This window comes from Erythrobacter sp. SCSIO 43205, assembly GCF_019904235.1.
Taxonomy (GTDB): domain Bacteria; phylum Pseudomonadota; class Alphaproteobacteria; order Sphingomonadales; family Sphingomonadaceae; genus Erythrobacter.
In genome coordinates this window covers 1,302,672-1,324,752 of the sequence record NZ_CP063202.1, presented here as the reverse complement: position 1 = coordinate 1,324,752, position 22,081 = coordinate 1,302,672, and the positions used below count along the sequence as shown (strand labels likewise).

At 61.5% G+C, this 22,081-nt stretch carries 23 protein-coding genes; 19 read left to right on the top strand and 4 right to left on the bottom strand.

Translation table 11 applies throughout. The features are described 5' to 3' along the window. Nucleotides 1-55 precede the first annotated feature (55 nt). Nucleotides 56-298 carry an AlpA family transcriptional regulator gene (locus tag INR77_RS06130; RefSeq protein ID WP_082831456.1) on the bottom strand — a complete coding sequence of 81 codons (243 nt, stop codon included), beginning with the start codon at nucleotides 296-298 and terminating at the stop codon, nucleotides 56-58. Next, nucleotides 291-773 (bottom strand): helix-turn-helix transcriptional regulator, encoded by a 483-nt coding sequence (locus tag INR77_RS06125; protein ID WP_034953514.1) that lies wholly within the window; start codon nucleotides 771-773, stop codon nucleotides 291-293. Before INR77_RS06125 ends, INR77_RS06130 begins: the two co-directional genes overlap by 8 nt. Before the next feature lie 360 nt (nucleotides 774-1,133). On the opposite strand from INR77_RS06125, the gene INR77_RS06120 reads away from it, so the two are divergent. Genes INR77_RS06120 through INR77_RS06035 form a run of 18 tightly spaced genes read left to right on the top strand, consistent with a single transcriptional unit; the run spans nucleotide 1,134 to nucleotide 18,738 of the window. Then, nucleotides 1,134-1,460, top strand: coding sequence for a TrbC/VirB2 family protein (locus INR77_RS06120; protein ID WP_034953512.1), 327 nt, complete (start codon nucleotides 1,134-1,136; stop codon nucleotides 1,458-1,460). Nucleotides 1,461-1,485: 25 nt separating this feature from the next. Beyond that, a complete protein-coding gene (traL, locus tag INR77_RS06115) occupies nucleotides 1,486-1,773 on the top strand; it encodes a type IV conjugative transfer system protein TraL (protein WP_034953510.1) in 288 nt (95 codons plus the stop codon). A gap of 12 nt (nucleotides 1,774-1,785) precedes the next feature. Next, entirely contained in the window at nucleotides 1,786-2,355 is a 570-nt protein-coding gene (locus INR77_RS06110; RefSeq protein ID WP_223073037.1) for a type IV conjugative transfer system protein TraE, read from the top strand. Continuing rightward, nucleotides 2,352-3,107 (top strand): type-F conjugative transfer system secretin TraK, encoded by a 756-nt coding sequence (locus tag INR77_RS06105; protein ID WP_034953507.1) that lies wholly within the window; start codon nucleotides 2,352-2,354, stop codon nucleotides 3,105-3,107. The genes INR77_RS06110 and INR77_RS06105 overlap by 4 nt, the downstream gene beginning before the upstream one ends. Beyond that, the gene (locus INR77_RS06100; RefSeq protein WP_034953506.1) at nucleotides 3,107-4,393 is read left to right on the top strand and encodes a TraB/VirB10 family protein; all 1,287 of its coding nucleotides are present in this window, start codon (nucleotides 3,107-3,109) and stop codon (nucleotides 4,391-4,393) included. The genes INR77_RS06105 and INR77_RS06100 overlap by 1 nt, the downstream gene beginning before the upstream one ends. Continuing rightward, the gene (locus INR77_RS06095; RefSeq protein ID WP_223073036.1) at nucleotides 4,390-5,259 is read left to right on the top strand and encodes a DsbC family protein; all 870 of its coding nucleotides are present in this window, start codon (nucleotides 4,390-4,392) and stop codon (nucleotides 5,257-5,259) included. Before INR77_RS06100 ends, INR77_RS06095 begins: the two co-directional genes overlap by 4 nt. Continuing rightward, nucleotides 5,256-5,837, top strand: coding sequence for a hypothetical protein (locus tag INR77_RS06090; protein ID WP_223073035.1), 582 nt, complete (start codon nucleotides 5,256-5,258; stop codon nucleotides 5,835-5,837). Before INR77_RS06095 ends, INR77_RS06090 begins: the two co-directional genes overlap by 4 nt. Beyond that, nucleotides 5,834-8,383: a type IV secretion system protein TraC gene (gene traC / locus INR77_RS06085; protein ID WP_223073034.1), complete on the top strand. Its 2,550-nt coding sequence runs from the start codon at nucleotides 5,834-5,836 to the stop codon at nucleotides 8,381-8,383. The genes INR77_RS06090 and traC overlap by 4 nt, the downstream gene beginning before the upstream one ends. Beyond that, on the top strand, nucleotides 8,383-8,787 hold the full coding sequence (locus INR77_RS06080) for a hypothetical protein (RefSeq protein WP_223073033.1): 405 nt from the start codon (nucleotides 8,383-8,385) through the stop codon (nucleotides 8,785-8,787). The genes traC and INR77_RS06080 overlap by 1 nt, the downstream gene beginning before the upstream one ends. Then, nucleotides 8,780-9,175 carry a TrbI F-type domain-containing protein gene (locus INR77_RS06075; protein ID WP_223073032.1) on the top strand — a complete coding sequence of 132 codons (396 nt, stop codon included), beginning with the start codon at nucleotides 8,780-8,782 and terminating at the stop codon, nucleotides 9,173-9,175. The genes INR77_RS06080 and INR77_RS06075 overlap by 8 nt, the downstream gene beginning before the upstream one ends. Then, a complete protein-coding gene (locus tag INR77_RS06070; RefSeq protein ID WP_034953500.1) occupies nucleotides 9,172-9,678 on the top strand; it encodes a S26 family signal peptidase in 507 nt (168 codons plus the stop codon). Before INR77_RS06075 ends, INR77_RS06070 begins: the two co-directional genes overlap by 4 nt. Then, nucleotides 9,678-10,310, top strand: coding sequence for a type-F conjugative transfer system protein TraW (traW, locus tag INR77_RS06065; RefSeq protein ID WP_034953499.1), 633 nt, complete (start codon nucleotides 9,678-9,680; stop codon nucleotides 10,308-10,310). Before INR77_RS06070 ends, traW begins: the two co-directional genes overlap by 1 nt. Continuing rightward, nucleotides 10,307-11,320: a conjugal transfer pilus assembly protein TraU gene (traU, locus tag INR77_RS06060; protein WP_034953496.1), complete on the top strand. Its 1,014-nt coding sequence runs from the start codon at nucleotides 10,307-10,309 to the stop codon at nucleotides 11,318-11,320. Before traW ends, traU begins: the two co-directional genes overlap by 4 nt. Continuing rightward, nucleotides 11,317-12,072 carry a type-F conjugative transfer system pilin assembly protein TrbC gene (gene trbC / locus INR77_RS06055; protein ID WP_034953493.1) on the top strand — a complete coding sequence of 252 codons (756 nt, stop codon included), beginning with the start codon at nucleotides 11,317-11,319 and terminating at the stop codon, nucleotides 12,070-12,072. Before traU ends, trbC begins: the two co-directional genes overlap by 4 nt. Beyond that, the gene (locus INR77_RS06050) at nucleotides 12,069-13,790 is read left to right on the top strand and encodes a conjugal transfer protein TraN (protein WP_223073031.1); all 1,722 of its coding nucleotides are present in this window, start codon (nucleotides 12,069-12,071) and stop codon (nucleotides 13,788-13,790) included. The genes trbC and INR77_RS06050 overlap by 4 nt, the downstream gene beginning before the upstream one ends. Beyond that, nucleotides 13,787-14,599 carry a conjugal transfer protein TraF gene (locus tag INR77_RS06045; protein WP_223073030.1) on the top strand — a complete coding sequence of 271 codons (813 nt, stop codon included), beginning with the start codon at nucleotides 13,787-13,789 and terminating at the stop codon, nucleotides 14,597-14,599. Before INR77_RS06050 ends, INR77_RS06045 begins: the two co-directional genes overlap by 4 nt. Next, the gene (locus tag INR77_RS06040) at nucleotides 14,589-16,025 is read left to right on the top strand and encodes a conjugal transfer protein TraH (RefSeq protein WP_223073029.1); all 1,437 of its coding nucleotides are present in this window, start codon (nucleotides 14,589-14,591) and stop codon (nucleotides 16,023-16,025) included. Before INR77_RS06045 ends, INR77_RS06040 begins: the two co-directional genes overlap by 11 nt. Nucleotides 16,026-16,035: 10 nt before the next feature. Further along, on the top strand, nucleotides 16,036-18,738 hold the full coding sequence (locus INR77_RS06035; RefSeq protein ID WP_223073028.1) for a conjugal transfer protein TraG N-terminal domain-containing protein: 2,703 nt from the start codon (nucleotides 16,036-16,038) through the stop codon (nucleotides 18,736-18,738). 1 nt (nucleotide 18,739) lies between these two features. On the opposite strand, the gene INR77_RS06030 is transcribed toward INR77_RS06035, so the two are convergent. Continuing rightward, nucleotides 18,740-18,949: a hypothetical protein gene (locus tag INR77_RS06030; RefSeq protein WP_223073027.1), complete on the bottom strand. Its 210-nt coding sequence runs from the start codon at nucleotides 18,947-18,949 to the stop codon at nucleotides 18,740-18,742. Between the two features lie 453 nt (nucleotides 18,950-19,402). On the opposite strand from INR77_RS06030, the gene INR77_RS06025 reads away from it, so the two are divergent. After that, complete coding sequence (locus tag INR77_RS06025; RefSeq protein WP_221571820.1) at nucleotides 19,403-20,038, top strand: S24 family peptidase; 636 nt, start codon at nucleotides 19,403-19,405, stop codon at nucleotides 20,036-20,038. Nucleotides 20,039-20,168: 130 nt separating this feature from the next. On the opposite strand, the gene INR77_RS06020 is transcribed toward INR77_RS06025, so the two are convergent. Beyond that, complete coding sequence (locus INR77_RS06020; RefSeq protein ID WP_223073026.1) at nucleotides 20,169-22,079, bottom strand: hypothetical protein; 1,911 nt, start codon at nucleotides 22,077-22,079, stop codon at nucleotides 20,169-20,171. Nucleotides 22,080-22,081 lie beyond the last annotated feature (2 nt).

Genomic DNA, 22,081 nt, shown 5'->3' with positions numbered 1-22,081 from the left:
TAGCCATGGCTTGATGCGTCAGCTCGATAGAGGAGCAAGCCCAGTCCAGACGCTTTCAAGACCTTTTGATACGAGCGATCCAGTCGTTGACTTCGGACTCCACCCAGACGGTGCAGCGAGACCCGAGCGACCTCGATTGCGGAAACCGCCCTTCCCTCATTCTCTGGTAGATAGCTGTGCGCCTGAGGCCTACGCGCTCCATGACTTCAGGAAGGCGCAACAGCCGCTCTGATGGCTCCGCAACATAGTCAACGGCGTTCGCCGGACCGCCCGAGAGTGGAGTTTCCGGTTTAGTCATCGACCCTCCCGTTGACGTTCTCGATATAGAGTGCGTCTCTTCGTTCGAGATCATCAATGTGATCGGAGAGGAGGCGTGCGAGCCTTTGCGCTGTTCCCTTCGCCCAGCGTGGCCGCACTTCCTGCAGCCTTGAGCCGAGTTCGCAGGTCAAGGCGACGGGTAGTCCGGTAAAGAATGCGCCGAGGAAGTCGCCGACCTCGGTATCGATCCACTGGATCGCCTGGTCCGCGTCGGTCAGTATGAAAAGCGCAAGCGACAGCTTCGGATCGACCCCGCAGGCGTTCAATATGTGCGATGCTTCAGCAAGTGAGGCTGCCCGTTCGCCGGTCAGGATGCGGCGGAGCGCATCCTTATGGATTGATGTTTGACGGGCAATCTCGATGCGAGTCTTGCCGCTGTTCGAGACAGTGGCAGCCAGTAAGCTGGCGAGACCTTCATGCAGTTGTTTGCCTGCGGACTTGTCGGGACTGACCAATGGACCTTCCTAAGGATTGCTCAACTAAAGAGTCGCGCTAACCGAGCAGGAAGACTGTAGGAAAGTGAAAAGAACAAAGATAGAACTTATAGGATGAGGCGGATCGTCGCCGAATCTTGATTCGCGCAGAAGCCGGTCGTCAAAGCGCAATACCCGTCACCCGCGGCGCATATCTCGGTCATCGAGATGCAGGACCACGACCTGAGAGCGCAATTCGCAGCCGATCGCGGAAAATTGTCGCTTTTCGCCTGGTCATTGATCGGCCCAGTCACGATCGGAGTTTCCTACACCCTCCCTTTGGATCGAGGAAAGAACATACAGCGAACGCATCGCTGCCAATGTTTGAAACGGAGTTCCTCAATGACCAAAGCAAGCACCCTTCCGCAACACCACAAGAACAGCGTTCGCGCCCGCGACTACTTTCTTCCCGCTGCCATAGCTCTTGCCTGCGCCAGCGCAGCCTATGCCGGCGCGGATACGACCTTCGACCCTGCGCTGCAGAAATTTACCGACTTCCTCGAAGGCTCAGGCGGCAAGATCATCACCGTCCTCAGCCTTGCCGGCGGCCTTATCGCGCTTGCTTCAGGCCGTTTCGCGCTCGGACAGGTCGCAGTGCCAGTGGGCGTCGGCATCGGTGTCGGCACCGGCGTTCCGATCGTCACCTCGGTCGTGACCGCGACCATCTGATCGCAGGTCTCGACAGGAGGGCGGCATGGCCAACACATACCTCGTTCCAAGGCGGCTCGACGATCCAGAACTGATCGGCTTCTGGACCATCGACGAGTTTGCGGGACTTCTTGTCCCGTTCGCCTGGGGCATCCTGGCACAGCACATCATCATCGGCACGGTCCTTTCTGGAATTACCTGGTTTGCCCTTCGAAAGGCGAAGGCGTCAGGTGCAGGGTCGAAACTGGTGCACGCTGCCTACTGGTATCTGCCGGGGAGCTTCCTCGGTTTGAAAGCCACGCCGCCCTCCCATTGCCGCCTGCTCGCAGGCTGAGGGAGGACATCCATGAACCACGAATTCGCCTACGAGGAAGCGCAGCGACATTTGAAGCAGCGCAATCGTTTTGCAGCGCTTGCCGGTGTGCTCGGTCTCACCACCGTGCTCGCGGTCGGCGCGGCGGCAACGCGCAACGAAACGCTCGTGCTTGTTCCCATCACGTCCGAGCGGATCGCGCTCAGCAGCGGCGGTATCGAAGCGCACTATCTCGAGATTGTTACCCGCGACACCGCGCTGATGCTCCTTAACCGCGCGCCCGAAAGCCTCGACTACTGGATGGAGCAGATCCTGAAGGTGGCCGACCCGTCAGCGCGCGGACACCTCAAGGCCGAGCTCGTCAAAATCGTCGACGAGCAGCGCGGTTCGGATATCAGCCAGGCCTTCGTCATCGCGTCGATGCACGTCGATACCGAGGCGCTGACCTCCACTGTGACCGGCACGCTCAAGACCTTTGTCGGAGCGCAAGTCATCGCGAGCCAGGAGCGCAGCTTCGAATTCACCTGGAACCGCCGCGGTCTCAGTCTCGGCCTCTCGGGTTTCCGCCAGCTTCCCAACACCACCGAGGAGGTAGACCTATGAGTCTCCTTGCCCGTCCCTTCCCGGCCGCACTGACCAGCGTCGCCCTCGCCGCACTGACTTTCGCATCTGCTACGCCAGCCCAGGCGGACCAGTTCTTCGAGGCCGCCGATGGCGCAACGATCGACTGCGTCCTGGCGCGCGGTGCGCTCACCCGCATCGCGCTCGTCGAAGACGGCTTCGCCAATGTGTCCAAGATGGCGAGCGGCTTTCCCTACAACGATTTCGAAGTCACCCACGAGCCGGTGCGCGGTGACATCTATGTCTCGGTGCCGCCGCAATATGCGAGCGTCCGAGTCAGCTTCTTCGCGACCAGCAGCGCGGGCCATGTGTACAAGTTTGCCTGCCGCGTCGAGGGTGAGGAAGCGAGCCAGCTCTTCGTCACCAATCCGGCCCTTGCCAAGTCCGAGGCCGCCGACTGGGAAGAAGGCTCACCGAGCCGCGATGACGCCACGCTTCGCCTGATCGAGGCCATGGCGAATGACGCGGTGCTGCCCGGGTTTCGCGCACGGGCTGCACTTTCACGACCGCGCCGGACGGGCAGTCTCGAGGTCCAGCAAGTCGCCGAATACGAAGGCGCCGAGCTGACTGGCCAGGCATTCACCCTGCGCAACCTCGGTTCCGAACCCATCGATCTTGCCGGCGAGCGAGCGGCTCCTGCGGGCGCACTTGCCTTTGCCTATGGCCGCGACGCGCTTGCTCCCGGAGAGACGACACAAGCCTTCCTCGTCTTCGCCAAGGGAGGGCTCGAGTAATGGCCGACAACAGCTCGCATGGCTCAGGAGGCCAAAGCGCCAAAGACCAGGGCAACGCCAAGCGCGCGAAGCTCAACTCCGCGATCGCGCAGCGACAGAAGCTATTGCTCGGCGGAATTGGTGCAGTCGCTCTGATCGCCGGGTCGATGTTCATCTTCGGCGGCGAGGACGCGCAGGACGGCGAAGAGGGCGGTGCAACCACCATCGATACCGGCGGCCTCGTCAATCGCAATCTGTCACAGCGCGAGTTCGTTGCCACCTACGGCAACCGCCTCGACGCGCAGGGAAAGGCGATCAAGGATCTCCAGGAAAGCCAGCTTCCCAAGAGCGCGATCGAGCAGGAGCTCGAAACCCTGCGCGGCGAGAACGCGCGGATGCTGAGCGATGGCCAGGCGGCGATCGATGCAATCTCGGCGGAGAATGCGGTGCTGCGCAGCGAGCTCGAGACCGTCCGGGCCAATCCGCCCACCGCACCGGTTGCTCCTGTCGATCCGCGTCAGGCAGGCCTTCCGCCCTCTACGCTCGATCCCACAGCGTTGGCCGAACCCAAAGCGAGCCTGCTGAGCTTCGAGAGCGAGAAAGCGAAGGCTTCACATGCGAGATCGAGCGATGGCTCGCCGCTGCTGCTGCTCGAGGCAAGCCGCGACTACCTGCCGCCCAACAGTTATGCGCCTGCGACCGTAATCGTCGGCGTCGACGCATCGACAGGCGTCACCAGCCAGAGCGATCCGCTTCCCGTGGTGCTGCGCATCACCGGACCTGCACGCTCGGTGCTCAAGGGCAATCGGTTGCTTACCACCGATCTAACCGGCTGCCTGGTCAATGGCGCAGCGCGCGGCGATCTCTCGTCCGAGAAGGTTTACGTCAAGCTCGTACGCATGACCTGCGCGCAGCCCGGCGGTCGCTACGCGGTCAGCGAGGTCAAAGGGTTCATCGCTTTTGCCGGAAAGTCCGGCGTGCGCGGCCGCGTCGTCAGCCGCGAAGGCAGTCTTGTCAGCCAGGCTCTGCTCGCCGGGATCGTCGGCGGCTTCGGACGCGGTTTCTCGGCCAACGCCAACGGCGTCTTTGCAGGGCGTGTCGGCGAAGACGGCGCGCGCGAGGCACTGTCCCCCACCGACATCCTTGCAGGCGGCTTCGGCCAGGGCGCGGGCGAAGCGGCCGACACGGTCAGCAAATACCTCATCGAACGCGCAGAACAGTATCAACCCGTCGTCGAGATGCCGACCGGCATCGCAGTCGAGATCGTCTTCCTCGACGGCGTCCATGTCAGGAGCACTTCTCAATGAACTTTAACGAATTCCGGCCGGGTCTGAAGTCCCGCTTCGCCCACCTCTCGCTTGCCGCAGCCAGCGCAGCGGCGCTGCTTACCAGCGGCGTTGCGGTGGTCACCGCCATGCCGGCTCAGGCTGCTATTGCGCGTGATGTCGCACAGGCCTTGAAGTTGCGCCTGCCCAAGACGCCGATCGACGCGCTCGACTGCACGACATTCGCGCCGTGGTGCGAAGTCGTCTCGGGCGAGAGCCTGTTCTATATCGACGAGGCCGCCCGCTATCTTTTCGTCGGGCGTCTCTACGACCTCGAAGAGCGTCGCGACGTCACTGCCGCTCGGCTGCTCGAGCTCAATCCGGACCTGCTCGCTGCCGGGGCAGCGCGGGCGGCAGGCCGTGCGGAGACGCGTTCTCCCGAACCGCGAACCTCGCCCGCGAAAACCAGGGTGGACCTCTCAGGCCTGCCCAAGGATGGCGCGGTCGTCTGGGGCAACCGCAAAGGGCCGCGTCTCGTTGTCTTCTCCGATTTCCAATGCGGCTATTGCCAGCGGCTGACCGGCGAGCTCGAAAAGGCCGGCGTGCTGGTCGAGGAGCGCCCGATCTCGATCTTCGGCGCATCGAGCCGGCGAATGTCTGAAGGCGTGCTCTGCGCCAAGGACAAGGCAAGGGCGCTCCATGCTGCCTATGCCGGGCGCGCACCTTCGGCCCAGGCCGATTGCGACGCTGGCGAGGCGCTCGATGCCAACGAAGCCTTCGCGCGTGCCAATGGCTTTGCCGGAACCCCGGTGATTGTGCGCGCGAGCGACGGCGCAGTCCTCCACGGCTACCGCGATGCGGCAACGCTGAAGAAGTTCGCAGGCGCCAAGCCGGGAACTGAACAATGAGCCCGCGCCTCATCAAACTCGGCGCGCTGACAAGCCTTGCTTTGACAATCGGCGGCTGCACGACGCTCGGCAGCAACGTCAAAGGCGATTTCGCCTGCCGCGCACCCGAAGGTAGCTGCGCACCTACCTCTGCGATCGACGAGCAGGCGACGAAAGCCTTGCAACCACAGGGCACGAAGGCTTCTTCCACGCTAGCTACGAATGGTCGCACCTTGCGCGTCGTTCTCGCAGCCTGGCGTGACGCGAACGGGCGCGAGCACGAAGCGCGCGTGGTCCACGTGCCCCTTGCAGAGAAATCTGCATCGAGCTGGCGAGCCCCGCTTTCGACCGGCGATGTCCTGCGCGCGCTCGGCCGCACCAGTCAGAACTCGCCCGACACTTCCGACACCGGCGACGCAACTGGCGCCGACACCGTTTCTTCTTCCCTCCCCCAGCAGCTTCCGGACGTCCTGGTCATCCCCTCCCAGGGTTCGCCGGAGCTGCCCGGCGCTTCAGCGCCGGTACCCGGGGCACCTGGCCGTCCCCCCTCCCCCGGCCGGGTGCCCCACCCTGTTACGCCCGAAGGAGAGGCGCGATGAATCTCTCGCTTGCTTCCGCGCGCGATGCGCTGCTCTCCGGAGTGTTCGGCGACGCCAAGCGCGCCGACCATCCCCAAGCGCACTTCTCGCTCGACATGCTGTCAGACTGGCTGCCCTATCGCGTCTACGATGAGGGCCCCGGTCTTTATCGCAACGCGCATTCGAAAGGCTTTGTGCTCGAGGTGACCCCGCTGATCGGTGCGGACGAGCGCACCGGCGAGATACTTGGCCAGTTCTTTTCCGAGAGCCTGCCACAAGGCGCGTGCCTGCAAGTCCTGAACTTTGCTTCCCCGCGTATCGGCGCGATCGTTGGACCCTGGTTCGCGCCGCGCTACGAACAGGGCGGCATCTACGAAGCCATTGCGAAAGCACGCACCAACCGGCTCTACGATCTCGTGTGGCAATCGGGCTCTGCGCATGCGCCGTTCCACGCGCGCCATGTCCGCCTGATCGTCTCGCTGGGCGTCCCGGTTCCGGGCCATGTCAACGACGCAGAGCTCACCGAATGCCGCGACGGGCTCATGGGGATGCTCAATTCTTTGGGGCTCGCGTCGAACGCTCTCGAACCGGCGGGTCTGCTCGAACTGGTCGATGAACTGACCTCGCCAACCACAGCGCGTGAACCCGAACGCACGCACTGGAACCGCGAAGACACGCTCGATCAACAGGCGATCCGCCGCGACATCGAACTCGAAGTCGAGGACGACCGCCTGATCCTGCGCACCGAGCGTTTCCGCGAGACCGGGCGCACGCGCGATGGCGTGCCGCAAATGGGCGAGTGCTATCCTGACCGCTTCGATGTGCGCCATTACGGCGTGCGCTCGACCCCCGAGCGCTGGGCGCCATGGGAGTGCGCGCGGCTCATCGGCGATATGTTCACCGACAAGCTGCGCTTCCCATGCCCCGCCGCAACCATGCTGTGCCTGCACTATCCCGACCAGGAAGCGGCAGCAGCGCGCGCAGGCTACAAATTCATGCGCACCACCAGCCTTTCGGAGACCAAGAGCGCGCGCTTCCTGCCAAGGCTTTCCGAGCAATCGGCGGAGTGGAAGCACGTCCAGGCCGAACTCCAGGCGGGCAAGAAGCTGGTCAAGCTCTTCTACGGCCTCACCACCATTTCACCGCTCGGCGAAGGCGATGCGCATGAGCGCACGGTCAAGGCGATCTACAAGGCGGCCGGATGGGACATTTCCGACGAGCGTTTCCTGCAATTGCAGGGTCTCGTCGCCGCCTTCCCCCTGAGCCTTGCCGACGGGCTCGTCCACGACATGGCGCGCCTCAAGCGCTTTCGGACCATGCTGTCGACCACGGCTGCCAACATCGCGCCGATGCAGGGCGAATATCTGGGCGGCGAGATCCCGCATCTGCTGCTGCTTGGACGACGCGGCCAGCCTTTCTTCTGGTCGCCCTTCGAAAACAAGGCAGGCAACCACAACATCGCGATCTGCGGGAAGTCTGGCTCGGGTAAGTCGGTGCTGCTGCAGGAGCTGTGCACTGCCTTGCGCGGTGCCGGCGCCAAGGTTGTCGTGATCGATGACGGGCGCAGCTTTGAGCATTCGGTCAAATTGCAGGGTGGCCGCTTCGTCGAGTTCACGCTTGCCTCGGGCTTCTCATTGAACCCCTTCTCGATGGTCGATGATGCCCGCGCGCATGAGGACGAGGATTACCGGCTCGATTGCTTTGCGATGATCAAGGCGATCGTCGGCCAGATGGCACGGCCGAGTGCAGCACCCTCGGACACCGAACGCGGCCTCATCGACCGGGCGGTGACGCAGGTGTGGGAAGCGCTCGGCAGCGGCGGCGCGATCGACGATGTCGCGCATGCCCTCCATTCTAGCGACAACGAGGCGGGCAAAGATCTCGCCACCGCGATCGCGCCCTTCTGCCGCGGTGGGAGCTATGCCGGGTTCTTCTCGGGAAAAGCAAGTTTCGCGCTCGAAGACGATTTTACCGTGTTCGAGATGAGCGACCTTGCGAGCCGCGAGGAACTCAGAAGCGTCGTCCTCTCGGCGATCATGTTCATGACCGGCCAGGCGATGACGCGCAGCTCGCGCGCGACCAAGAAACTGCTGCTGATCGATGAAGCCTGGGCCATGCTCAAGGGCGGCTCGATGGGAGAGTTCGTCGAGACCTACGCCCGCACCGCGCGCAAATATGGCGGCGCGCTTGCGACCGCCACTCAGTCCTTGAACGACTATTACAAGTCCGATGGCGCGCGCGCCGCGCTTGAAAACAGCGACTGGATGCTGGTGCTCCAGCAGAAGCCCGAGACCATTGCCGATTTCCGCAAGGAAGCGCGGCTCGACATGGACGACCGGACCGAGACGCTGATCCGCAGCCTGAAGCGCTCGGGCACCGAATACAGCGAGATCTATCTGAAAGGTCCGGAGATGGAGGCCGTCGGACGGCTCGTGCTCGATCCGCTCTCGGCAACCATCTTCTCCTCCGATCCCGACACCTATGCCGAGATCCACCGCCATGTCGAAAGCGGGATGCCACTGGAGCGCGCGGTCGCGCTGGTCGCAGGTGTGGAAGGAGCTGCATAATGGCGCTCGAAACCACCACGCTCGTAGACCGCGTCCCGCTCCCGACACCAATGACGGCAAGGCCTGATCGTCAACCCATCGACTGGCTGGAGCTGTTTCAGGGCACCTGTCTCGTTCTGATCGAAACTACAGGCTTCGCAGTTACCACGCTTCTTCTGGTCCTCGGCCTGCCGCTGTTCGTGTTTTTGGCTGTAGCAGGCTGGGACCTGGGATTGCTTTTCGCTCAGCTCGGCAACCTCGCCGACCATTACCACACCGCCGAACCGATCGCGCGCCGCTTCTTTGCGCAGGACCTCCAGATCGCATTCCTCATTGCCGCCGGAGGCCTTGCCTTGCTGCGCATGCCCGCCTTCCTGCGCCGTCTCGATCGCCGCCTCAATGAAGGAGACCCTGCCCATGTCTGATCAGGTCCACACTTCGCATTCGCTCGCTCTCAAACTGGTAGCCACCGCAGCCCTGGTTGCGGCGCTGCTCTGGGGCGCCTGGGTGACGCGCGAGATCGCCAGCTCTCCTGAGCAGCGCATCGTCACCGTCCGCCTCGCCGAAACCATCGGAAGCTTCGTCGAGGAGGCCGCGCGCGCCGATGCCGATCCGGCAGCGGTTCAGGCCGCAAGCCTTGCCTACCTCCAGGCTGCGGAAAACGCGGTTGCCGAGATGGGGAACGATGGCCGCGTGCTGCTGATGGCAGAAGCGGTTCTTGCAGGGGCCGCCGAAGATGCGACCCCCGAACTCGAGCGCCGTATCGCCCAAAAGCTTGATCCCAAGACACTCGAAGATGGAGAGCAGCCATGAGACTGCCACTCCGCTTGCGCCGCCCCTTGCTTCTGTCCGGCCTCGTCCTGCTGCCTTTTGCTTGGGCACCGCTCGATGCTTTCAGCAAGGACCACGCCTTCCTCATCAATGCCAGCCCGAGCCTCCCCAACTGGGCTTTCTGGCTCGATAAAAAGGCACCAATCGCGCGCGGTAGCCTGATATTCTTCGAGCCGCCGCGAAGCGAACTCGTCGAGACACATTTCGGTCAAGCACCGCAAATGTTCGGCAAGCGCGTGCTGGGCATGCCCGGCGATATCGTGCGCCACGAGGACGATGGAGTGTTCATCAATGGCAAGAAGGTCGCGACGCGGCTTGAGGTCACCCGCCTTGGCATTCCGCTCACGCGCGGTCCCGAAGGCGCGATACCGGACAATTGCTACTACACCGGAACGGGCCATCCGCGCGGCCTCGACAGCCGCTACGCAGAGATCGGGCTCGTGTGTCGCGGGCAAATCCTCGGCAGCGGGAGGGCGATCCTGTGATGCGTTCCCTCCTTCCGCTGGGTGCACTTCTCCTCGCTGCACTCCCGGCAAGCCTTCAGGCACGCGACTATGGTCAACGCGGCGCGGTCTTCCCGGTCATCGAGCGCGACCTCTTGGAACAAATACATTCGCGCCTCACCGCAATGGAAGCCTCGGGCGAGACTGCCCGGCTCAACCAGGAATTGAAGCGACGCACCATCGCGCGGGTCAACCGGCCTGACCCAGTCGGCGGCCTGATCCGCGCGAGCGAAAATCGCAGCTGGCCGTTCGATCCGACGATCACGCTTGCCGCCGATATCCGCGGCGCCAAAGGCGAACTGATCCATGCTGCCGGAACGCAGGTCAATCCGCTCGACAGCGTCAAGCTACGTTCCGACCTCCTGTTCCTCGACGGCGATGATCCGGCGCAGATCCGCTGGGCACTGAGACAGGACGCCAATGCCAAGCTGATCCTCGTGAAAGGCGCACCGCTCGAGCTGATGAAGGCCCGCCAGCGCCGCTTCTATTTCGACCAGCGCGGAAAGCTCACCGAGAAATTTGGCATCAAGGCCGTCCCCGCGCGCGTGCGCCAGAACGGGCGCGTCCTCGAAGTGAGCGAGATCGCGCTGCCGCCCCGAAAGGCCCAGCCATGAGCAGCATCCGCGCCTTCCTCATCCTCGTTACAGCGGCATTGTCGCTCGCTCTTTCCTCACCGGCCTCAGCCGATGCCGGTCCGGGCAAATGCACCGGGCAGTTCGTCAATCCGATCACCGACATCTGCTGGTCGTGCCTGTTCCCGATATCTGTCGGCGGGCTCGAGATCTGGCCGAGCAACCGTCCCGATCCCGACAACCCCGACCTGCCCGTGTGTCTGTGCGGGCTCCGGCCCGGCATCGCGATGGGGTTCTGGGAGCCGGTGCGGCTTGCCGATGTCAGCATGAAGCCGTGGTGCTTCGTCAATTTGGGCGGGATGAAGCTCGATCCCGGCTTCGATATCGGCTTCCGCTCAATCTCGGGTCCCTCGGCGGTGGGCGGCGCGAGTCAGTATTATTCGAGCTGGCACGTCCACTGGTACGCCTATCCGCTGATCTACTGGATGGAGATCGTTGCCGATTTCCTGTGCCTCGAGCCGGGTTCGATCGACATCCTCTATATCTCCGAGATCGATCCGCTGTGGCAGGACAGCGAGCTTACCGCGATCATCAACCCCGAAGCGGTTCTCTTCGCCAACCCGCTGGCGCTCGCCGCCTGCGCGGCGGATTGCGCTGCATCGACCGCTAACCTGCCGCTCGACGAAATGTTCTGGTGCGCAGGCTGCCAGGGTTCGATGTATCCGATGAACGGCAATGTCTCGGCCTCGATCGGACACGTCCAGGCCTCGCGGCTCGTGCTCTCGCGCTTTGCCTACAAGCTCCACCGCGAACTCGTCTCGTGGGGCACGATGGGCTCCAAAGGTCTTTGCGGAAAATATCTGATGCCGGTGATGCGCAAGCAGCAATACCGCTTCCAGGCCACCAATCCCAATCCGGCAACCAAGGGCCGTTACGCCTGCCCGCCCATCGGTGCCTCCACCACCTTCCAGTCCCCCGGACAGGTCATTCCCGCCATCGGCGAAGACATGGGATACCTCGTCTGGCGCAAGAGGAATTGCTGCGCGCTATGAGAAACGCCTTCCCCCTGCTCGTCACTATCAGCCTTGCAACCGCCGCCGCCTTTGCCGCCGCGTCTGCGCAGGAGAGTTCGCCCGAACTCGATCTTGCTGAAATCCGCGCTCGCGCCAGTGAGCATACTGCCGATGCCGAAGCGCTCGCCACGTCGGTAAGGACCAAGGCCGATGCGCTGGCAGAAGACGCGCGCGCCGCTCAGCAAACGGCCTATGATAACCGCACAGCCTATGCAGAAACGGCGCAAGCGACTGCGGATACCGGCCCGCTCGATCTTGATGGCATGATCCGCGCTCAGGCCGATGCGGAATTGGCAGCGATGGGCGAGACGCCCCGGTTCATTGCCTTCGCTTCGCTGGGAATGCCCGAACCATCGCTCAAGGCGCTGGTGCGCGATGTCTCGAGAGCCGGCGGCGTCACCGTGCTGCGCGGATTCCCGCAAGGCGACAGCGCGCGCTTCAAGAAGCGCATCGCTGCGATCTGGAGCGATGGTAGCGAGGCCGGTGCGCTCGGGATAGACCCGCGCCTGTTCCGCGCCTTCGATATCGAGGTCGCGCCGAGCTTCGTTATGATCGCGAGCGACTTCGCCCCCTGCGACGGGTTCAACTGCAGCGATATCATCCCGCCGCACGACCGCATTGCAGGCAATATCAGCGTTGCCGAAGTGCTCGATACCTTTGCTTCGGGACGCGGTCCGGGCGCGCAGCTCGCACGCATGCATCTCCGCCGCCTCGAAGGAGAGCGGCCATGAGACCCACCCAATCGCTTCGCCTTGGACTGCTTGCCTTTCTGGCCGTCGCCGCGCCCCTCTCCGCGCAGCAACAGGACGCGCGGGCCGAGGGAAAGGCCTTTGGCGAAAGCCTGCGCAGCGAAGCGCAGGCAGCCGCCAGGTCGCAGCCCAACGCATCCACCCTCCCCAATTATGATCGCAACGCAGTGCGCGACCTTGAAACGCTCGCCGATAATCCCGACCGGATCGAGAGCAATGCCGGGGCGGCGGCCACCGGACACCAGGGCTATCGCGCGATGCGCGACAGCATCGCCAACCGCGCGCGTTTCGACAGGCAAGACATTGAAGACGTGATCGCGCGAAGCCTCGCGATCAACGAGACGCCGCTCGACTACACCAGCGGCATGGAGATCTCGGGCAGCCAGGGCAAATGCGTTGCCCTGCCGCCCGGCTCGGGCTCGGCGGGAACGTACACCGCGACCTGCAACACCGGCACGCGGATCGACCAGTCGGCGGGCCAATGCGCGGTTCCACTCGCTGCCAAGGTGACCCAGCGCCAGCAATGGCATTACCTCTGCAACGACACCGGCATCTATCAGGGACTTCCATGGTGCTCCGCATTCGATGGCGGCTCGTGCCGCATAACCGGCTATCGCCCAGGTCCATGTCTGCAATGGTGGCAGGACCAGTTTACCCGCTACTGCACCGAGCCTGGCGATCCGATCGCCGAAATCTCCTGCGATGCGCCCGATGCCCGTTACACGCCCTATGCGGTAACCACCGACAGCACGGTCGACACCGTTCCAGACGAGAGCCAGTGCACGGGCTTTGCCGACAATGGCGACTGCACGCTCGACGCAGAGATTTGCACCGATTCAGATCCACAAACCCGCGTGGTCGATGGCGTCTCGGTCACCCGGCCCTGCTGGGAATGGCAGCGCAGCTACACCTGCACCTCGCGCGAAGCGGCAACCGATTGCTCGGATATCGAAAGCCAGGGCACCTGCCGGTTTGTCCGCGAGGAATGCCTCACCGACGAGATCCCATGCGAGACTTGGGAGCGCATCTACGAATGCCCGCTGCCCGATACCGACAACACCACGCAGTATGTTTGCGACGGCGATGTCTATTGCATCGACGGCAGCTGCGAGACGATCGAGCGCACCGCGAATGACGAGTTCAAGGATGCGGTCACCGCGCTCCATGCGATGGACGAGGCGCGCGGACAATTCGATCCCAACACGCTCACCCTGTTCCGCGGCACCCGAAACACCTGCTCGTCCAAGGTCTTCGGCGTGCTCAATTGCTGTAAGGGCAAGGGTTTCCCGCTCATTCCGGGGATCAGCCTGCTGGTCGCGCTCGGCTGCGACCGCGAGGAAGTGCTGCTCCACCAGCGCGATGCGCAAGGCCTCTGCGCCTATGTCGGCACATACTGTTCGAAGAAATTTCTCGGCGTCTGCCTGACCAAGAAGAAGGCCTATTGCTGCTTTGAGAGCAAGCTCTCGCGCATCCTGCAGGAACAGGGTCGCAAGCAACTCCCCAAGCCCTGGGACAAGCCCAAAGAAGAACAATGCGAGGGGTTCACTCTCGACGAGTTCGCGCAGCTCGATCTTTCCCGGATGGATTTCAGCGAAGTCTACGCCGAGTTCACCGAAGCCGCGCGGCTGCCCGACGAACTCGAAACCAGCATCCTCATTCAGCAGAAGATTGACGACTACTACGCAAGGGGCGGCCCATGACCCATCTCTATCGCATGGCGGCGCTGGCCCTGGGCCTGACTGCCCTTCCCGTGACCTCGGCCTATAGCCAGGAGCGGCAAGACACTCCATCGACCACCGCGGCCGACGCACTCTATTGCAAAGAGCGCAAGCTCGGTTACTGGTTCTACTGCGTCAAACCCGTTCCTGAAGAAGAGCCGCAAAAATCCGAGGTCGAACCGGTCCCGGCCAGCCAAGAACTCGACGCGATCACGTCCGAGCTGCGCGAGTTGAAAGCACGCGCGATCCTCTATCCGACCGAAGCCAATGTCGCGGCCTATATCCGTTTCCAGCGCGCGCAGCTCGACCGCGCCTCGCTGTTCTCCGACGTCTGGCAACGCGCGATCTGGCAGGACCCGGAACTCGACTACACGCTCGAACGCCCGGTCGGAGCGGTCGCCAAGAAGCAGTGGCAGGATGCCCGCAGCGCCGAGCGCGACAACGTCATGGCACGGCTGTCGCAGCGCTACGGCCTGTTCTATTTCTTCAGCGCCACCTGCGGGCCGTGCGAAGTGATGAGCCCGATCGTCAAAGGCGTCGCCGACCGCTGGCGCATTACGGTTCGCGCGATTTCGACCGATGGCGGTCCCTCGCGACACTTTCCCCACTACCGCGTCGAGACCAACCAGCGCGCCAGGCTCGGTCTTGAAGGCAAGGCCACCCCGGCGCTTGTGCTGTGGGACAGCGTGACCAAGCGACCGATCCCGATCGGTTACGGCGTGCTCTCGGCCGACGAGCTCCAGGACCGCATCTACCTCCTCACCTCGAAGGAAGCCGGACATGATTTCTAGCATTCGCAATGCGGCGCTGACCCTCGCCGCTGCCAGCATGGTCACCTCACCTGTCGCCGCCAATGTCGGCGACAGCATGGACCGATTCATGGACGACATGGGCGCTGCGGCCAATGTAACCGGCCCGACCGCCTTCGAAGGCCAGTCGGCGGGCTATTACAGCCTCGGCAATGTCTGGACGCGCTTCCCGCAGAAGACGACCAATATCGCCAATCTTCAACTCCCTCGAGCCCGCGCCGGCTGCGGCGGGATAGATATCTTCGCCGGCTCTTTTTCCTTCATCAATGCAAGCGAGATGGTCGCGCTCTTGAAAGCCGTGGCGAACAACGCGGTCGGGTTCGCCTTCAGTCTTGCGATCGATACCGTCTGTCCCGAGTGCAACAAGATCATGCAGGAGTTCAGCCAGAAGGCTCAGCTCATGAACAACCTGTCGATCAACTCCTGCGAAATGGCGCAGGGGCTGGTCGGAGGCCTCTGGCCCAAAGGCGATCTCGCCGACAAGGCGATCTGCGAAGCGATCGGCAATTCCGAAGGCATCTTCACCGACTATGCCGCGGCCAAGCACGGCTGCGGCACACGCGGCCAGCGCGCTTCGACCAACGAGGGCGCCGGTACCGACTACGCCGACATCAATCCGGGTGTAGCCCGCAACTACACCTGGCACGTCCTCAAAAAGAGCGCCTTCTTCAATCCCGGCGGGACATTCGACCGCGAGCTTGCCGAATACGCGATGACGCTCATCGGCACGGTGATCTACGTGCCGCCCAAGGACGACGAGGCAGGCAAGTTTGTTCCTTTTGCGGGCGATGCGTCCTCAACTCTGGTGAGCGCGCTGCTCGACGGGACACAGGGCCAGACCGTGCGCGTGTTTCGCTGCGACGAGACCGATCTCTGCCTCAATCCTACATTCGAGCAGATGAGTCTTTCCAACGCCAAGGCCATCCGCCCGCGCGTCGCGCTCCTCATCGGCAACATGGTCGATGCAATCCGCACCGATACCGCGATCGGGAATGCAGAGAAGGAACTGCTGCAGGTCGCCTCGGTCCCCTTGTACAAGATCCTCACGGTCGAGGCCGCTTATGGTCGCGGCATGCCCACCGACGATCGCGACACGCTCGCCGAGATCGCCAGTATCGACCTCCTATATGCAATCCTCGACCGCATTGTGTCGGAAGCCGGGCGCTCGATGGCGAGCTTCATCGCCGCCGACGAAGCCAAGCTTGCAATCTGGCGCGGCCAGGTCGCCGAGGTGCGCTCTGGTCTCGTCCAGCGGCAGGCCACCGGACAGGCCAAGGTCTCGGCGATCATGCAGATCATCGAGAAGACCGCGATGATCGAGAACGCGCTCGCTGCCTCGATGTCACCTTCGATGTCCGCCGCGCTCGATTGGTCGCGCGGGCTCCAGTCGCGCTCGATCATTCCTTGAGGCGAGCACCATGGTCGAGATCTTCACCACCGGCGGCGGCGAGTACATCGTCAATGTCCTCAACGCCGTCGCCTCATGGACAGGTGCAGGCGGATACAAGAGCCTGATCCAGGTTGCCCTTGTCATGGGGTTCGCGCTCGCGGTCATCGTGGTCGCGTTCAACCAGAACTGGCGTGCCTGGCTCAACTGGTTCCTTGGCGCGACGCTGATCTACATGTGCCTGATGGTGCCGCGGATGGACGTGCAGGTCACCGACCGCGTCAATCCGAGCCTTGCTCCCGCCACGGTTGCCAACGTCCCGCTGGGTCTCGCGCTGATGGCGAGCTTCACCAGCCAGGCGGGCGACTACTTGACGCGCTCCGCCGAGGCGGTGTTCGGTCTTCCCGACGATCTCAATTATTCTAAGAACGGCATGATCTACGGCGCGCGCCTGCTCGAAGCGACACGCTCCCTGCGCATCGCCGATCCCGAGTTCGCCGCCAATTTCGACGAACATGTCCGCCAATGCGTGTTCTACGACCTGCTGCTCGGTCGCTATTCGATGAAAGAGCTGTCCGAGAGCAATGACATCTGGGCGACCATTGCGCCCGGGAGCGCGGCTCGCGCGCAGAAGTTCCTCACCCGCGAAACCGATGACAGCGTCTCGGCATCGATCGTCACCTGCCGCGAAGCCTACACAGCGCTCTCGAACCAGTGGGCGGGGATGATCGACGACATGACGCTCGTTGCCGGACGCCAGCTCTATCCCAAACAGACCGAAGCGCTGGCCAAGGCCAAGCTGATCGCCGATCTACCGGTGGCCTACCAATATCTCACCGGCATCTCGAAGGATGCGAGCAGCATCTTTCGCCAGGTCCTAACCATCAACGCGATGAACCAGGCGATGCATGGCTTTGCCGGAGCGAGCGGCACATCGAGCGTCGATGTGTTTGCGCAGACCCGCGCTGATATCCAAACCGAACGAACCTATTCCTCGATCGCGCACAACGCGATGAAGTGGGTGCCGATCCTCAACGTCGTGCTGACGGTCGTTTTCTACGCGCTCTTCCCGGTGCTTTTTCCGCTGTTCCTCATGCCAAGAACCGGACCGATCGCGCTGAGAGGCTATGTCACGGGCTTCTTCTACCTTGCCGCCTGGGGACCGCTTTTCGTCATCCTGCACATGATCCTGATGCTCAAAGGCGCAGGCGATGTTGCGGCAGCCGGCGGCGCGAGCGGGCTCACGCTCGCGACCTTCTCGGGGATGACCGACGTCAACAATGATATCGGTATCCTCGCAGGCTATCTCGTCGCCTCGATACCTTTCCTTGCCGGCGGCGTCGCGCGCGGTGCGATGGCGATCTCGGGCCAGGCGACGAGCTACCTTAACCCTAGCCAGAATGCAGCCGAAGAGGCGGCGCGTGAGGCCAGCACGGGCAATGTCTCGCTCGGCAATACCAATCTCGACAATTCGAGCGTGTTCTCGCGCCAGTTCGCTCAAGGCAGTCTCGCGCCAAACATCGCGTATGGCGCTGCACAGACGAGAGGGATCGGCGAGAGCGGAACACAGACAACCGGATTCCCGCAGGCGGAGTTCGCGACCGTTCCGACCTCCAGCTATCCTTTCACACCCACGCTTGGACAGGATTTCTCGAGCAGGCTGTCGACATTGGCGAGCGAGAGCCGCAGCCAGAGCGAGACTTTCTCGAACCTCGCCCAGCAATCGACCAGTTCGGCGGTCACGCGCTTCAGCGAACTGCGCGATGCCTATACGCGATCACGCTCCAACGAGACGGTCAGCGGAACGTCAACCAACGACAGCATTGGAAGAACATTCAGTGAGCTCGACAACGCGTCCAACACCTTGCAGCGGCAGTTTGGTCTGTCGCGCCGAGCATCGGACGACATCACGGTCTCGTGGTTCCTGAATGGCGATGCGGGGGTGGGAGCAAAGGCAGAAGGTGACGTATTCAGTGGTTCTGGCGGAATTAAGGGTGGGAGAAATCAGAGCTGGACGGACAGCGATATCGGGATCGCCTCGGAAGATCGCTCGCGCATCGAAAGTGCGCTCAGCCAGATTTCCGAAAGCCAGAATTGGTCAAGTTCGAGAGAAGGCTTTTTCCGAGAAACCAGCTCAAGCTCAGAAGCGCTCGTCTCGAGTAGCGCAGCGGGTATCACAACATCGCTGACGGAAGCGAATAGCTACACAATTGAGGCACGCCGCGCAAAAGAGATCGCCAATCGGCTCGAGAGCCAGGCCAGCTGGTATGAAAGCGCCAATGCTGCGGGAACTCTTAACCTCAGCCAAGCCTACCGCGAATGGGGCATGGCGGAAATTGAAGGCAACCGCGACTATTACGGTCAAGTCCGCTTTGATGACATCGACTTCCAGATGAGCGCGCGAGGGCAACAGCTGCAAGCGCGTTTTGTGGAAAGCTACGCTGAGGGCCTCAATGATGAGATTGCGAGCGAATTGGTGTTGCCTGATGCAGCGCCAGTGGCTCAGCCCAATACAAGAGGCGCGAGCGGCGTGCGCGGTTCTGTTCGCCTTGGCGGCGTGCCAAACTCTCTCGGAGATCCGTCAGACGGCAGAGAAGACATCGCAGGCGAAGTCAACCGGCGTCAAAATGAGGGCTCTCGAAGCATCGAACAAAGAAAGGGAAGACTTGATCGGACGACACGGGATGCACGAGGAGCATCCCCTGAGGCTGCCGATAATGTGAAGAAGTGGTAGATCAGATCAAGCCATCGTAAACGACGACATAAATGATAAAAGCGGTCACTAGGAGAGCAGTAAGTAGCAGTGCGCGACGCTCCCAAGGGTCGGCCCAGGCCTTTCTCCAACGATATTCTGCCCGTCGGTTCTCAGAGATGGCGCGATCGATTTCGCGAAAGCCTTCCCAATCGCCTTTGCTCTCTGGCGGGGATTTATCGTAATTGCTCATAGGTCAGTGTCCTTTCGCGGAAACCGAAGCCCCCTCTCCTCTATTGCCCTGAAAATGCAGCAATTGACCGAGCATCACAATAGTCGGGCGATGAACCGTGTGACTACTGCTACCTCTTCCTTGAACGAAAGGCGTTTTTGCAGTCACCGACGCATGGTTTGGCGCCGGCGTTTTCGCATGACGCGAGATAAGCATCCAGCCGTTCGATCGTTCTGCGGCGTGGCCTTCGTCCCATTCGTAGGTCGAGGACAAATCTAGGATCACCAACAGCGCGCCTACCGAAGCGAGTTGCAGAAATATGGTTTTCTTTCAGATGCTTCTCGATCCGTTCAAGCAAACTCATTTCCAAACTGCTCCGACTCGTATTTCGCTTGTGTTCTTGTTATGTTCCTACTAGGATGATTTCCGCGAATCTAGGAAAAAATCCTAGATTGCATCCAAAGGACCAAGCTGATGGTAAATGTCAGAGAAGAGCTCGACCGCCTTATTATTCAGGGTGGATACGGCTACGCCTCGATCTCAAGGCTCCTCGGCCGTAACCCGAGTTACATCCAGCAATTCATTAAGCGTGGCTCGCCAAAGATCCTCGACGATGAAGATCGGAAGACATTGGCTTGCTTCTTTGGGGTTGATGAGCAGACCCTGGGAGGGCCGGCGAACCCGGTCTCAGACGGGATGGTTGAGATTCCTGTTCTCGAGGTTGAAGCATCAGCCGGATTTGGCGCCATTGCCGAGAGCGAAAGCGCGCAGACGCGGTTCGGTTTTGATGAGCGCTGGCTACGAAGATTGACGGCGGCAAAAAGCGCAAGCCTGTCGATCGTCGGAGTTATGGGTGACTCGATGGAGCCGACACTCAGCGATGGCGACGAGGTTCTTGTGGATGCATCCGACCACGGTTCAAAGCTCCGTGATGGAATTTACGTGCTGCGTGCAGACGAAGCTCTGGTGGTAAAGCGTATTGCTATCAAACCTGGCGGCAAACAGGTCACGATCGCTAGCGACAATCCCGCCTACCCCACATGGCACGATATGGACCGGGCAGATGTCCATGTTGTCGGGCGAGTCATCTGGTTTGGGAGAGCTCTTTGACGGTAAGGTCTGGGGCGGGAAGCGGACATTCCGCTTCCGGATGAAAGAAACGTGCAGCCACCATTCAAACGAATTGGCGCATCATTGACAGTGTTTCTAGGTCGCGACGCGCTTGCGTCTCAATGCGAGCTCAAGCTTGCAACTTCTCTGATATTTCAAAGACGAGGCCAATCGATTGAAGCGCCTTGGGGTCGGTGACAGACAACGTCGCGTCGACCCCGTAAAACACCTTGCCAGGTTTGAACTCCTCGTCCGTGGCTGTCTTCAGCTTTAACTCGACTCCTTTACCCATGGCCTTGGTGAGGTCGATTTGGAATCCGTCAGCAAACAAGATGTTGAGCCGGTCAGGTTCAAGCATTCCGCGAAGTTTTTCCTGACTTCGTTCGTGGGTTGTCTGTTCAAATTCGCGTAATGCATCGGCGAAGTCATGTAGCTGGCTGCTGTCGAAGCCAATGCGGGCAGCTTTGTTGTTATTCGCCCGGCCTACAACGCACATACCTCGGAGGCTCTCGGGCAAGGCTACCAGAGTACGCTCGGCATTAGGTAGGAGAATTGTCGCTTTTATGGGATAGTTAGTTGGCATCGCGGCCATCACACCGAGGCGACCGGTACCACTCAACATCGATTGTTGCAGCTGTGCGGCATGATCGGTCCGCAACCTGCCGGCAATGATCACGTCATCCTTTGCAAGCAAATTCTCAAGGCGTGTACTGGTCAGCGTTTTGAGATTCTTCATCTTCCATTTGACGCCGTACTTCTGGTTTCCACGCTTGATGACGATTGTCGTATCAGGTGTCCTCGGATCATAGGCAGCGGCGTCGATCGCGAGGCACTCCCCCTCGACCAGCAATGCTTCCTTCGCGGCAGGAGGGTCACGCACCAGGTCGCACGCAGGCGTTGCGACCAGGAATACCGAATCCGCATTGCCGGAAAAAATGCTTCCGCGCGGCGCAGCGGCATTCGGTTTGAGAGCGATGATGTCGCCAAAACGAACCGGAAAGCCGTCCTTGGCGTCGAGTCTCCGCCGATTTGGGTGCACGAAGAGCGTCTTGTAGATGAGGTTAAGATTGTCCTTGTTGTCCCCCATGGTGTTGGGCGGATGATGGCTGCTGTCCATTCGATCGAGCGCCCTGGCAGCCGTGATAATGGGCCCAATACCCTCGAGTTCATGCACGAGCAGCCTATCAACAAGATCGAGCATATAGCTGCTTCTTGGTTCTTGCTCATCGTCGAGAAGAAGGGATTGCAGTTGTGCTATGTCTTCCAGATCGAGCCGCCGCAAGTCGGCTGAGGTTGCGTTGACCGCTTGCTCCATTCCAACCCGCCAGGTCTGCAGGAATGAGCTGAGCTTGAGCGAATCTGCTCGGTGGCGAGCAAGCTCAAGCAATATCTGGTCCCGCCGCGGGGTATCTCGTAACTTGTCCTTACTGATAGCCCGGAAACCTGAGGCGAATACGCCAGCTTCGTCTCGAAAGCGCCCGCGCTTTTGACCGATGCCTCGATGGCTAGACATTAGGATGATCGCGGGTGGGCTATCGGCCCTGTTTTCGAGAACCTCTTTTAGGCCAGCGATCGAACGCGACATATCATCATCGGCCTGTTGCGCGCCAAGAAAGAGGTCTATCAGAATTAGATCTGCGTCGGCCGAGTGTGGGACAAAATCGCGTCCTGCGCGCGCAACCTCAAGGCCATAGCCAGCAAATACGCCTTCTATCTCCGTAAGGAATCTCGACATGGCTTGCTGGTCGTGCTCGTACGTTTCAAGAATATGCGCTGTCGCTTGGTCTGAAATCTCATCCTTTAGAGCCCAAACGACCTGCAGGAAGGCTTCGTCCTTTGAGTAATCGTCCGCGTCGTCGAGATCGAACCCCGGAAACGCCTGCGCAATCGCTCCCTCGTCATCCTCGGTCAAATCGTCGAAGAATGTGGCCCAATCGGGGTTGGTGGCTCCGAGATCAGCTAGCCGTGGAGCTTCATCGTAGCCATCGTCGACGATCAAGACGGTGCGAATACCGCAATTCTCGAGAAGGTCAGCAATCATGA

Bases quoted from the DNA above. Each gene is read 5' to 3' on its own strand.
- traW (WP_034953499.1), top strand. From the start codon at position 9,678: ATGCGTTCCCTCCTTCCGCTGGGTGCACTTCTCCTCGCTGCACTCCCG.
- INR77_RS06025 (WP_221571820.1), top strand. From the start codon at position 19,403: ATGGTAAATGTCAGAGAAGAGCTCGACCGCCTTATTATTCAGGGTGGA.
- INR77_RS06100 (WP_034953506.1), top strand. From the start codon at position 3,107: ATGGCCGACAACAGCTCGCATGGCTCAGGAGGCCAAAGCGCCAAAGAC.
- INR77_RS06110 (WP_223073037.1), top strand. From the start codon at position 1,786: ATGAACCACGAATTCGCCTACGAGGAAGCGCAGCGACATTTGAAGCAG.
- INR77_RS06020 (WP_223073026.1), bottom strand. From the start codon at position 22,079: ATGATTGCTGACCTTCTCGAGAATTGCGGTATTCGCACCGTCTTGATC.
- traL (WP_034953510.1), top strand. From the start codon at position 1,486: ATGGCCAACACATACCTCGTTCCAAGGCGGCTCGACGATCCAGAACTG.
- INR77_RS06090 (WP_223073035.1), top strand. From the start codon at position 5,256: ATGAGCCCGCGCCTCATCAAACTCGGCGCGCTGACAAGCCTTGCTTTG.
- INR77_RS06095 (WP_223073036.1), top strand. From the start codon at position 4,390: ATGAACTTTAACGAATTCCGGCCGGGTCTGAAGTCCCGCTTCGCCCAC.
- trbC (WP_034953493.1), top strand. From the start codon at position 11,317: ATGAGAAACGCCTTCCCCCTGCTCGTCACTATCAGCCTTGCAACCGCC.
- INR77_RS06105 (WP_034953507.1), top strand. From the start codon at position 2,352: ATGAGTCTCCTTGCCCGTCCCTTCCCGGCCGCACTGACCAGCGTCGCC.
- INR77_RS06080 (WP_223073033.1), top strand. From the start codon at position 8,383: ATGGCGCTCGAAACCACCACGCTCGTAGACCGCGTCCCGCTCCCGACA.
- INR77_RS06030 (WP_223073027.1), bottom strand. From the start codon at position 18,949: ATGAGCAATTACGATAAATCCCCGCCAGAGAGCAAAGGCGATTGGGAA.
- INR77_RS06120 (WP_034953512.1), top strand. From the start codon at position 1,134: ATGACCAAAGCAAGCACCCTTCCGCAACACCACAAGAACAGCGTTCGC.
- INR77_RS06070 (WP_034953500.1), top strand. From the start codon at position 9,172: ATGAGACTGCCACTCCGCTTGCGCCGCCCCTTGCTTCTGTCCGGCCTC.
- INR77_RS06050 (WP_223073031.1), top strand. From the start codon at position 12,069: ATGAGACCCACCCAATCGCTTCGCCTTGGACTGCTTGCCTTTCTGGCC.
- INR77_RS06130 (WP_082831456.1), bottom strand. From the start codon at position 298: ATGACTAAACCGGAAACTCCACTCTCGGGCGGTCCGGCGAACGCCGTT.
- INR77_RS06035 (WP_223073028.1), top strand. From the start codon at position 16,036: ATGGTCGAGATCTTCACCACCGGCGGCGGCGAGTACATCGTCAATGTC.
- traC (WP_223073034.1), top strand. From the start codon at position 5,834: ATGAATCTCTCGCTTGCTTCCGCGCGCGATGCGCTGCTCTCCGGAGTG.
- INR77_RS06075 (WP_223073032.1), top strand. From the start codon at position 8,780: ATGTCTGATCAGGTCCACACTTCGCATTCGCTCGCTCTCAAACTGGTA.
- INR77_RS06045 (WP_223073030.1), top strand. From the start codon at position 13,787: ATGACCCATCTCTATCGCATGGCGGCGCTGGCCCTGGGCCTGACTGCC.
- traU (WP_034953496.1), top strand. From the start codon at position 10,307: ATGAGCAGCATCCGCGCCTTCCTCATCCTCGTTACAGCGGCATTGTCG.
- INR77_RS06040 (WP_223073029.1), top strand. From the start codon at position 14,589: ATGATTTCTAGCATTCGCAATGCGGCGCTGACCCTCGCCGCTGCCAGC.